This window comes from Rheinheimera sp., from assembly GCF_036568245.1.
Classification (GTDB): domain Bacteria; phylum Pseudomonadota; class Gammaproteobacteria; order Enterobacterales; family Alteromonadaceae; genus Alishewanella.
Map to the genome: position 1 here is coordinate 16,037 of NZ_DATCSY010000114.1, position 11,715 is coordinate 27,751.

Sequence of the window (11,715 nt, forward strand, 5' to 3'; positions counted from 1 at the left end):
TTTGCTATGTTCTTAAAAATGAATTGCAAACGCTTTGCAGCGTTAGGTTTATTGGCTGCTGGCAGTGTGCTGCTGAGCCTGACAGTAAATGCCGCTGAACCTGCAACAGCAGAGTTAACGCTGCAACAGGCAGCAAAGCGGGTGTTACAACAACATCCGCAATTACACGTATTTGATTGGCGCTTAAAAGCAGCGGCGGGTCAGCAGCAATTGGCAGAGCTAACGCCAGGCTATGAACTCGGCGTGCAGGCCGATAATGCCTTTGGCACTGGTGATATGTCGGGTGTTAAAAGCCTCGAAGTTACGGTGTCGTTGTCTTCCGTTATTGAGCTTGGCGATAAGCGCCAGGCCCGGATGGCGGTGTCCAGTGCAAATCAGGGATTATTGCTGGCGCAGCGCCAGGCCGCGAGCCTGGATTTACTGGGCGAGCTGACCCAGCGTTTTGTAACTGTGCTGACATTGCAGCAAAAAACGGCGCTGGCGGCACAAACCGTGAGTATGACTGAGCAGGCTTTAATGCTGGTGACGCAGCGGGTGCAGCGTGGTGCAGCACCAAAGGCCGAGCAACTAAGGGCTAAAGTGGCCTTTAAGCAAGCACAGTTGCAGCATGGCTTACTGCAAACCGAGCTGGATAGCAGCAAGTTGGCGCTGGTCAGTTTATGGGGGGCGGAACAAGCCGATTTTAATCAGGTTAGTGGTGATTTATTTCAGCTGGCGCAAAGCCCATCCTTTCAAACACTTTATCAACAAGTGCTGGCAACCCCCACCGTGGAGGTTTTTGCAGCCCGGCAACGCTTGCGTGATGCTGAGCTGACACTGGCGCAAAGTCAGTCGGCGGGTGATGTACGCTGGCAGATTGGCGCCATGCGCTCACAGGAAAGCCGTGATTTTGGCTTGGTTGCCGGCGTGTCGGTGCCCTTGTTCAGTAAACAGCGTAATCAGGGTGCGATAACTGCGGCGCAGGCAGAGTCTCAGGCGGAACAGTTTGAAAAAGAAACCGCCTTGCTGGATTTACGCGCCCGCTTATATCAGGCCTGGCAAACTCACCGTTACAGCAGTATGGCTGTGAAAGATATGCAGCGCGATATTCTGCCGGTGCTGGAGCAGGCACTACAACAAACTGAAGACGCATACCGCCGTGGCCGTTATGGCTATGCAGAGTGGATTTCTGCCCGTCAGGCACTACAGGACGCTCAGCTTGAGTTGGTTAATGCTGCCAGTACCGCACTGAGCAATCAGGTACTGATTGAACAGCTTGCCGGTGTTGCGCTTGCGGCATCACCTCTGGCGATAAAGACACCCACTCAGCTTATCACTACTGAATCAGGATCTTCCAAATGAAATATTCCGCGTTATTCCTTGCATTACTGATCGCTCAGGGTATGGCTGTTGCACCTGCTCAGGCCGGGCCGGGCCACAGTCATGATGAAAAACCGAAAACGGCGCAAACAAACAGCGCTCATGCCCATGATGATAGCGGGCACGATCATGGCAGCGACCATGATGATGATCACGATGAAGCCGCAACGATTGATGCCGACATGGCAAAAAGGGTAGGGATTGAAGTGGCGACGGCAGGTGCCGGCACCATTGAACGCCATATTCCGTTATACGGTGAGCTTGTAATCCCACCTAACCGTCAGGCACAGGTGCGAGCCCGTTTTCCTGGCATGATTACCCAGATAAAGCCTGCAGTTGGCGACACAGTGAAAAAAGGTGAGGTGCTGGCGTTGGTTGAATCCAATGACAGCCTGCGCACTTATCCGGTAACGGCACCGATAGCCGGAGTGTTGTTGCAACAGTATGCCAGCCAGGGCGAATACACAGCTGGTGAAACGTTATTTTCACTGGCAGACAGCAGCATATTGTGGGCTGAGCTGAAAATGTTTCCTGCCTCATTGGATGAGATAAAAACCGGCCTGCCGGTGCATATCGAAGCTCGCGGCGGCAGGGTTGATAGTCAGATAAGCCATATTTTGCCTGCCTCCGGCCAGCCTTATGTATTGGCGCGGGTTGCACTGGATAACAGTAACGGCCATTTTTCTGCCGGAGAGCGGGTCAATGCGCTGGTGGATGCTGAAATCATAGATGTTTCTCTGGTGATAGATAACAAAGCCTTACAGGATCTGGAAGGTAAGCAGGTGGTGTTTGTGCGCGAAGGCAACCGCTATGAACCGCGACCACTGCAGCTAGGCCGCACCGATGGGCGCTTTACTGAAGTGCTGTCTGGTCTGCATGCTGCTGAAGAGTATGTGGTGGTAAATAGTTATCTGATTAAGGCTGAGATCGAAAAAGCCGGCGCAGCTCACGAACACTAAAATTTGCCTGGCTGCGCTTTGGTTCTGCAGCGTTAAAAACCGGCTCAGCATGCTCATTTACCGCATGTAAACTGCGCTGCTTCGCCCGTTCTTGCCTTGCGTAACCTTTGCTCGCTCAGGCAGATGAAAAGGAGATAAACATGATTGAAGCTATCGTTCGTTTCTCAATTGAGCGACGGTATCTGATGCTGGGCCTGATCTTGTTACTGATTGGCGCCGGGCTGTGGAGTTACCAGCGATTACCTATCGATGCAGTACCTGATATTACCAACGTACAGGTACAAATTAACACCGAAGCGCCTGGCTATTCACCTTTGGAGGCTGAGCAACGGATTACCTTTGTGGTGGAAACGGCGCTTTATGGCTTGCCAAAACTAAAATATACCCGTTCGTTGTCACGTTACGGGCTGTCACAGGTAACAGTGGTGTTTGAAGAAGGCACCGACATTTATTTTGCCCGTAACCTGCTTAATGAGCGGCTTGGCAGTATCAAGAATGCGCTGCCTGCCGGGCTGGAACCACAAATGGGACCCATTGCTACTGGCCTGGGGGAAATATTTGTTTATACCGTCGATGTTAAACCCGGCGCTACTGATGCAAATGGCAAACCGCTTGATGCCATGTATTTGCGTGAAGTACAGGACTGGATTATCAAACCGCAACTGGCGCAAGTGCCCGGTGTGGTTGAGGTGAACACCATAGGTGGTTATGACAAGCAGTACCATGTGATGCCTGATCCGGCAAAAATGCTGGCAATGGGTATTACGTTGCCGCAACTGTCAGAAGCACTGCTTAGCAATAATACTAACCGTGGTGCAGGTTACATTGAGCGTAATGGCCAGCAATTACTGGTACGTTCGCCCAGCCAGCTCAGTACTATCAGTAGTATTGAAAATGTCGTGGTGGCGTTAAATGGCTCAGTACCTATCCGGATAAAAGATGTGGCAGAAGTTGGGCTTGGCAAAGAGTTACGTACCGGTGCCGCTACCCGTGACGGCCACGAAACCGTAATGGGTACGGTGATGATGCTGCTGGGAGAGAACTCCCGGGCAGTAGCACGTGATGCGGCAGCCAAACTGGAGGCTATAAAAACCTCTTTGCCAGCAGGTGTGATAGTAGAAGCCGTGTATGACCGCACGACTTTGGTCGATAAAACCATTGCGACTGTGCAAAAAAATCTGTTGGAAGGCGCATTACTGGTCATTGTGGTGCTGTTTGTGCTGCTGGGTAATATCCGTGCGGCACTGATTACCGCCGCCGTAATCCCGCTGGCAATGCTGGCCACCATTACCGGTATGGTGCAGCAAGGCGTATCCGCTAACCTGATGAGTTTAGGTGCGCTCGACTTTGGCCTGATTGTCGATGGTGCGGTGATTATTGTCGAAAACTGCATTCGCCGTTTAGGCCTGGCGCAACATCAAACCGGCGGTTTGCTGCTACTGCGCGAACGTTTAAAAGTGGTGTTTGAAGCCACCACCGAGGTGATTAAACCCAGCTTATTCGGCGTGGCCATTATTACCGTAGTGTATATTCCGGTGTTCGCTTTAACCGGGGTTGAAGGCAAAATGTTTCACCCTATGGCGGCAACGGTAGTGATGGCGCTGCTGGCGGCAATGGTGCTATCTCTGACAATAGTGCCAGCGGCTATTGCCGTATTTATGAGCGGTAAAATCAAAGAGCAGGAAAGCCCGCTAATAGTAGCTGCTAAATCTGTCTACCGGCCGATACTGCACGCCGTGCTTAAACTCCGGCTGCTAGTGGTGGGGCTGGCCAGCGCGTTGGTTGTCGGCTGCATCTGGCTGGCCACTACGCTTGGCTCAGAGTTTATTCCACAGCTGGATGAGGGCGATATTGCCTTGCATGCGATGCGGGTAACCGGCACCGGCCTTGAGCAATCTGTGCAGATGCAGGAAGTGCTGGAGCAGCGTATCAAACAGTTCCCTGAGGTTGATAAGGTATTTGCCAAAATTGGTACACCAGAGGTGGCAACCGACCCGATGCCCCCGAATGTGGCCGACAACTTTGTGATTTTAAAGCCACGTAGCGAATGGCCCAACCCAGCGAAAACCAAAGCGGAGCTGGTTACTGAAATGGAAGCCGCGTTGGAGCAGTTGCCAGGGAATAATTACGAGTTTACCCAGCCTATTCAGATGCGTTTTAACGAGCTGATTTCCGGCGTGCGAGCAGATGTAGGCATTAAGGTATTTGGTGATGACCTTGATGTGTTGCTAAAGGTTGCCCAAAGCATTGAACAGGTTGCCGGTAGCATCAGTGGTGCGGCCGATGTACGCACCGAGCAGGTATCGGGTTTGCCAGTGTTAGCCATTACGCCCAAACTAACAGCGTTATCGCGCTACGGGCTGACCGTTAGCCAGTTTCAGCACGTTATTGCCATGTCTGTTGGCGGTGAACACGCGGGTTTGATCTACGAAGGCGATAGGCGGTTTCAGCTGGTGGTACGCTTGCCAGAACAAATCCGTAGCGATATTGATAACCTGGCCTGGTTACCTATTCCAACGCCCGATGGCGGTTATGTACCACTGACAGAAATTGCTACGCTGGATATTCAGACCGCGCCGGCGCAAATTAGCCGCGAAAACGGCAAGCGCCGTATTGTGGTGTCAGTGAATGTGCGTGAGCGTGATTTAGGCAGCTTCGTCGCTGAGCTAAAACAGCGGGTTAACTCGCAAGTGAGCCTACCAGCCGGTTACTGGCTGGATTATGGCGGCACTTTTGAGCAACTGGAGTCTGCCAGTAAACGCTTAATGCTGGTTGTGCCCATTACGCTACTGCTGATTATCGGTTTACTGGTGATGGCGTTTAACTCGTTAAAAGATGCGCTGATTATTTTTACCGGCGTGCCTTTGGCACTCACCGGCGGCGTATTGGCACTGTGGCTGCGCGGTATGCCGCTATCTATCTCTGCCGGGGTGGGTTTTATTGCGCTGTCTGGCGTGGCGGTGTTAAACGGCCTGGTCATGGTGTCGTTTATGCGCCAGTTGTGGCAAGAGAAAGGCGATTTGCTGTACGCGGTGGTTGAAGGTGCGTTAATCCGCTTGCGGCCGGTATTAATGACGGCACTGGTTGCCAGCCTGGGTTTTGTACCAATGGCGCTTAACACCGGCACCGGTGCTGAAGTTCAACGTCCGTTGGCAACCGTGGTTATCGGCGGCATTATTTCGGCAACCTTGCTGACCTTGGTTGTGCTACCGGCGATTTATCATTGGTTACACAATAAAAAAGCCAATAACCTGAATTAAAACGTAAAAGTAAAGGCACAGTTATTGTGCCTTTACAGCTTGTAGTGCTGTATGTTTTCCTGAGTACTATCTGGAAAAGTATCAAGCTACAAGTGTCTGGGCTGTAGCAAAATGGCAGGAACACTGGTTACTGACGCTAGAAGATGAAAACGAATTCGCGTTAGCGTTCGGTGAAAGTAAGAATAACCTCATGATGCTTGGGTTTTCGTCTTCTGATGCGCTTGCAGAGTGGTTAGGATAATGGCATATAACAATTGCCATCAAAAACGCGCCCGTAGAGCGCTCGACTCGCAACACGTTGCTCGCGTGTGCTGCGAGCATTAGACCCCCCGAGGGTTAGTAGCCAGGAAAGCTTATGTTTTGTACATCAATACTAAAATGTTTTTAGACTATAATCCGACTCAAGGAAAAGTTGCCGATGACCGTGTCTATAAAACGCGGCAGCCATTGCCGCCGTTAAATCGTTGGGTGCAGACGTTTTGGCAGCTCACGGTCTCCAAAGGCCGGTTTCAATACCATAGTGTGCCGGATAACTGCGTTGATTGGATTATAAATTTAGATTGTTTTGACGACAACTTTCTTATTCCGCCATTTCTCTCTTCTACATTATTTGACATTGATGGCCCAGCGTCTTTTTTTGGTATACGTTTTCGAATTCTAGGACATATAGGTTTGATCTCTCTGCCTTTAGGGGAGTGGGATGCGGCTGGAAGTGTAAAGGCGGGAGACTTATTACCCGCGGATATCGTTTACTCTGTATTTGAAGCCATTGATAACGCAAAGAGCTTTGATAAGCGCTGCTGTAGCTTGTCGGCAGTCATTCTTTCTGCCATAACGTTTGCAAACGTTGACCCTCGTTTAGCTCGTTACATTCGATACTGCTACGAAAATGCCAGCTCTAATCTTGATCTGTCAGATAGCCAGAGCTCTAAATTTGGTGTGTCTGCACGTCAGCTTAGACGGTTGGCCAAAATGCACGTTGGCTTGCTGCCCAAAGATTTTGGCAGGGTACTGAGGTTTCAGAGTGCTCTCAAAGCGATGAATACACCGCAAAACAACAAGACCTACCTGGATTATTACTACGATCAGCCCCATTTTGTGCGTGAATTTAAACGTTTATCTGGAGTCACACCGACACAGTTCAGAAAAATGTCCGTTTTATACAATCATTACTCTTCTGAGTGAAGAATAATCTTAATCACCTAATCAACAGCAAGAGATTAATAAGATGATTGAAATAGACGCAATGTTTCCTGTGATGGTAACGGCAAATTTAGAAGCAGTGAAAGCATTCTATGAATCCGTGTTCGGATTTAATGCAGTATTTTACGACGCTGACTTTTACTTGCATTTAGTGTCACCCAGCTCAGGTGTCCAGCTTGGCTTCTTAATGCCAGAGCATGCAAGCCAACCAGACTTTCTTCGAGCACTAATGTCTCCAGATGGCTATGTGATATCACTGGAAGTTAAAGATGCAGCTCATGCTTATGCTGAAGCACAAAAAATGGATTTGACAATGGCTATGGAGCTCAAAGAAGAAGTTTGGGGGCAGATACATTTTATGCTGCAAGACCCGGCAGGTTTTCGAATCGACGTGGTCCAACACTTAGAAGCTTCAGGTAACTAGTCAGAGCAAAATCTAACAAGGCCGGCAAAAACGCGCCCGTTGGGCGCTCGACTCGTAACACGTTGCTCGCCTTTGTGGCGGGCAACAGGCAATAATATAAGTTGGAGCAAGGATTCTTCGATGTATAAGATCACTGGTGGAATAGTAGGTATTTTTGGCATTGCAGTAATGACTTACTTTAATCTTCTGTCATCCACAGCGCCAAATCCAAGGTATGCACTTATGGGCGCGGTTATATTTGTCATTGGGCTTGGTATTATTATGGTTAATCGTTTTAAAGTTAAGCCTGATAAAAATGGCAAGGACTAAACAAGGTGCGACATTCTGGGCCTACGGCCCCCTGCGACGTTCACTAGTTTGCGTGGATGCGCAGAGTGTTAATGCCCACTTTCCATTTATAGCTGACTGTCAGTTGAAATATAACAGTGTTATTAACAACGATAAGATCAGCTATGAGCTACTACAAACCAGCTAGCGGTATTTTCTCTGTGCTTTGCGTTTACGCTCTGCTTCGCGCTCGGCTTTATCTTTCGCTTTGGCTGCTTCTTCGGCTTTGGCTTCAATCAGCTCCTGGCTGACCATTTCAGGGGTTTCCAGCGTGATGCCGCCGATATTGCCGGCACGCAGCTCGGTTATCAGAATGGAGCCGACTTTTTCCAGATCGACGATACCGCCTTTACGCATAGCGCCGCGCTTTATACCGATGGCGTCCATCAGCGCGATATCATTCTCAGGCACTTCCGTTAAACCAAAACGTTGCATCACCGCTTGCGGATAAGCCTGCAGCAGATAATCGGCGGCAAACATGGCAATATCGGCATAGTCAAACACGGTGTCTTTAATGGCGCCTGTCACGGCCAGACGATAGCCACAGGTTGGCGGGCTAAGCTTGGGCCATAAAAACCCAGGCGTGTCGGTTAAAATCACGTTGTTGTCCAGCTTGATACGTTGCTGCATCTTGGTCACACCGGCTTCATTGCCGGTTTTGGCGATGGTTCTGCCTGCTAACGTATTGATCAGCGTGGATTTGCCAACGTTCGGAATGCCCATAATCATCGCACGGGCACCGCGGATGTCGAGGTTACGCTCTGGCAGCATGTCATTGCACAGCTGTAATAGCGCCCGGATTTGTTCCGGGTTTTGCTGGCTGATAGGAATGGCTTTTATACCCGCCTGGCTGTCAAAGTGATCAACCCAGCGCTGCGTTAATGCCGGGTCGGCTAAATCGGCTTTATTCAGTACTTTGATACAAGGCGTATTGCCGCGAAGCTGCGGTACCAAAGGGTTTTCACTGGAGAAGGGAATTCGTGCATCGAGCATTTCGATAATAATATCGACCTGCGGCATGACTTCGGCTATTTCTTTTCGGGCTTTATGCATATGGCCCGGAAACCAGTTAATCGACATCTTTGAGTACCTTAATTAAATATCCGGCGCTAACCAAAACAGTAGCGCCCATCGTAAAGACGGGCGCTATGATACCGCAAAAATGTTCAAAGGTATGTCACTGCAAAACGAACTGGTAAAAACTCAGTACAGAAAGGGGCGCCAGTACAGCAGAATAATAGGCTGCATTAGGCAACTGAATAACCCCAAGATTGCGGAACAACAGCATTAACTGATACAGCCCTGCGACAGGGGGCAACACCGTTAGCCAGACATTGCCGGTAAGTATCGGAAAAAACCAGCTGATAATGGGTTCACAACTACTGACTAATACAAACAGGGTTAGCAACAACAGGTAGTGTTTCGGAGAGAGCTCCGGCATTGGGGTCAAATTGTCCATAATGCTCTACGATCAGATAAACCAGATAATTTAATATAAAAAAACAACATCCCATTTACCCGCGATGTTTTGTATAAAAGTGTAACACCGCCGAAGCTTAGGCATTAGTTTCTACTTTGGCAATGGTTTTTGTTAAAAAAATATCATTATTGCGACGTATTTGTGGCGTCATTTAACTCTGGCTCGTCATCGGCTGGCGGTTCGTAGCGGCGTATTTGCAATACTATGCCCAGATATGGATGATCGAGGTAATGAATTTCCCCACTGATGACCCGGCGGCTCTGGCGCACATAAATCGTCTGTAAACTGTCGTTTGCGGCGGGCAGACGTAGATTAAATTCTGTGTTTACAAACAGATAGTGATCCAGATGTAGCTTAAACAAACCATCCAGCTGCCATACCTGATCCGGCAGGTTGCGGCTGGTCAACGTGTCTGAATGTACCGGATTATCGATAGCGGAAACGGCATTATCAGGCAACTGGCCGTTTGCGTTTAGTTGTTGTAACAGCAGATCGATACCGGCCATTAACTGATCGGAGTTTGTATTGTTGGCTGCCGCTAAATCGTTGCTGATAAGCTCGGCGCTGTCAGCGGCCTGGGTGTTCGCCTCAGCAGTAACATCGACAACAGCCTGGCCCCAGTAGTCAAACTGCTCACTGTAGTTTTTTCCACTGAACCAGCGACTGGCGATAGCACGGCGCTCTGTTACCGGCGCCTGACGCCAGCTCGTATGCAGTAAAAGCTGAGTACCCGAAGTGCGGGTAATTTTGCTGGCGATATCTGTCAGCTGCAGTGACGCGCGCTCTGCCAGATAAGGCTTGTTTATGTGCAGGCCTGAGCCGGTTATAACCGCGGGCAGGGCAGCAGGGTACGGCACTTTATCGTAAGTGCGGCGGGGCTCAAACAGATTACTCAGCTGCCAGCTATGTGGTTGTCGTTCAACTATGCAAAGCTGGGCAGATATTGCCTGCGCAAACTGATATGTATCCTCTGCTGCTATTGTGTCGTTACACAGTGGTAACTCGGCCAGTAAGCCAGACAAATCCGGTTGCAGCAACGGAGTCACTAAGTCATAAGCTCGGCCAGGCTTTATCGCCGTTACGGCATCGCCGAATGTTTCCTGTAATGACGTTGCTGGTGTCTGACTGAAGATCAGCATTTCGACTTCAAACCAGCGTTGCTCCTGAGCATGTAATACCGTGCTAAACAGCGCGGCGCCGATGAAACTGCAACTGACAGCTTTACTCATTTTTCTACCTTATGTCTGGCAAAATCCTGCAACATGTTTGCGATAAGGCTCAGACGTGCTGCGCCATCATCAGAGGCAATATTAAACCGTAACTTCTGCCCGCCCTCGAGTTTAAATACCCGCGATTGCTTTTGAATAAGCTCAATAATATAGGCTGGCGATACAGCCGTTTTTTCACTGAACTCGACTACGCCACCTTTGCTGTTCGCCTCGATGCGACGGATCCCCAGCTGCTGCGCCTGTATTTTAAACTCGGATATCGCCACCAGATTTTTAGCGGCATCTGGCAGTAAGCCAAAACGGTCAATCAGTTCTACCTGAACTTCATCAAGTTCTTCCACACTGTTAGCCGACGCCAGCTTTTTATAGCAGGATAAGCGTAAATTTACATCCGGAATATAACTTTCAGGTAGCAGCGCAGGTATACGCAGCTCCATTTCAGTCTGCTGGCTCAGCATCGCATCAAGGCTTGGCTCGCGGCCTTCTTTCAGCGCTTTAACGGCCTGTTCCAGCATATCCATGTATAAACTAAAACCAACGGATTCTATCTGGCCACTTTGTTCATCACCCAGTAGCTCGCCTGCGCCGCGGATCTCTAAATCATGTGTCGCCAGCGCAAAGCCCGCGCCTAAATCTTCCAGACTTGCTATGGCTTCAAGCCGCTTTTCGGCATCTTTGGTCAGACGCTTGGGGGGCGGTGTCAGCAAATAGGCATAAGCCTGGTGGTGCGAACGGCCGACACGCCCACGCAGTTGGTGCAGCTGTGCCAGGCCAAAATTATCGGCACGGTTGATAATAATGGTATTTGCGGTTGGCACATCGATACCGGTTTCAATGATGGTTGAGCACAACAGCACATTAAAGCGTTGATGGTAAAAGTCTGCCATGATTTGTTCCAGCTCGCGCTCGCGCATCTGGCCATGTGCAATACCAATGATGGCTTCTGGCAGCAGCTGGGCTAAATCAGCGGCGGCTTTCTCGATAGTGGCAACATCGTTGTGCAAAAAGTACACCTGGCCACCCCGCAGAATTTCGCGCATCACCGCTTCGCGGATCAGGCCGTTTTCGTACTCGCGGACAAAGGTTTTCACAGCGAGGCGTCTTGCCGGTGGGGTGGCGATAATCGACAGATCCCGCATGCCGGACATCGACATATTCAGCGTACGTGGAATGGGGGTGGCGGTTAATGTCAGGATATCGATATCGGCACGCAGCGCTTTGATTTTCTCTTTTTGACGCACGCCAAAGCGGTGTTCTTCATCGACAATCAACAGACCAAGATCCTGCAGTTTGATATCATCCTGTAGTAGCTTATGAGTACCGATTAAAATATCCACTTTACCGCTGGCGACATCTTCAAGAATGGCTTTTTGTACTTTGGTGCTGACAAAACGCGACAATACTTCGACCCGCACCGGCCAGTTGGCAAAGCGGTCTTTAAAGTTTTCAAAATGCTGTTGTGCCAGAAGTGTTG

The 11,715-nt window shown here is 49.8% G+C and carries 10 protein-coding genes; 6 read left to right on the forward strand and 4 right to left on the reverse strand.

The window, feature by feature from the left end; translation table 11 throughout:
• Positions 1–6 precede the first annotated feature (6 nt).
• The 6 genes from VIN66_RS05215 to VIN66_RS05240 all read left to right on the forward strand — a co-directional run bounded on the left by VIN66_RS05215 (position 7) and on the right by VIN66_RS05240 (position 7,514).
• Complete coding sequence (locus VIN66_RS05215) at positions 7–1,341, forward strand: TolC family protein (protein WP_273020459.1); 1,335 nt, start codon at positions 7–9, stop codon at positions 1,339–1,341.
• A complete protein-coding gene (locus VIN66_RS05220; protein WP_134054414.1) occupies positions 1,338–2,318 on the forward strand; it encodes an efflux RND transporter periplasmic adaptor subunit in 981 nt (326 codons plus the stop codon). Before VIN66_RS05215 ends, VIN66_RS05220 begins: the two co-directional genes overlap by 4 nt.
• A gap of 140 nt (positions 2,319–2,458) precedes the next feature.
• A complete protein-coding gene (locus tag VIN66_RS05225) occupies positions 2,459–5,578 on the forward strand; it encodes a CusA/CzcA family heavy metal efflux RND transporter (protein WP_331922977.1) in 3,120 nt (1,039 codons plus the stop codon).
• Positions 5,579–5,938: 360 nt separating this feature from the next.
• Positions 5,939–6,763 carry a helix-turn-helix domain-containing protein gene (locus tag VIN66_RS05230; RefSeq protein ID WP_331922978.1) on the forward strand — a complete coding sequence of 275 codons (825 nt, stop codon included), beginning with the start codon at positions 5,939–5,941 and terminating at the stop codon, positions 6,761–6,763.
• 43 nt (positions 6,764–6,806) lie between these two features.
• On the forward strand, positions 6,807–7,205 hold the full coding sequence (locus VIN66_RS05235; RefSeq protein WP_331922979.1) for a VOC family protein: 399 nt from the start codon (positions 6,807–6,809) through the stop codon (positions 7,203–7,205).
• Between the two features lie 120 nt (positions 7,206–7,325).
• Positions 7,326–7,514: a hypothetical protein gene (locus VIN66_RS05240; RefSeq protein WP_331922980.1), complete on the forward strand. Its 189-nt coding sequence runs from the start codon at positions 7,326–7,328 to the stop codon at positions 7,512–7,514.
• A gap of 162 nt (positions 7,515–7,676) precedes the next feature.
• Here the strand turns inward: VIN66_RS05240 and ylqF are convergent, their stop codons facing one another.
• From ylqF to VIN66_RS05260, 4 genes are all read right to left on the reverse strand, one after another.
• Positions 7,677–8,612: a ribosome biogenesis GTPase YlqF gene (ylqF, locus tag VIN66_RS05245; protein ID WP_331922981.1), complete on the reverse strand. Its 936-nt coding sequence runs from the start codon at positions 8,610–8,612 to the stop codon at positions 7,677–7,679.
• A gap of 97 nt (positions 8,613–8,709) precedes the next feature.
• The gene (locus VIN66_RS05250) at positions 8,710–8,991 is read right to left on the reverse strand and encodes a hypothetical protein (RefSeq protein ID WP_331922982.1); all 282 of its coding nucleotides are present in this window, start codon (positions 8,989–8,991) and stop codon (positions 8,710–8,712) included.
• Between the two features lie 146 nt (positions 8,992–9,137).
• Positions 9,138–10,241, reverse strand: coding sequence for a CsiV family protein (locus tag VIN66_RS05255; protein WP_331922983.1), 1,104 nt, complete (start codon positions 10,239–10,241; stop codon positions 9,138–9,140).
• A partial coding sequence (locus tag VIN66_RS05260; protein ID WP_331922984.1) for a TRCF domain-containing protein occupies positions 10,238–11,715 on the reverse strand: 1,478 nt, incomplete at its 5' end. The genes VIN66_RS05255 and VIN66_RS05260, both read right to left, overlap by 4 nt.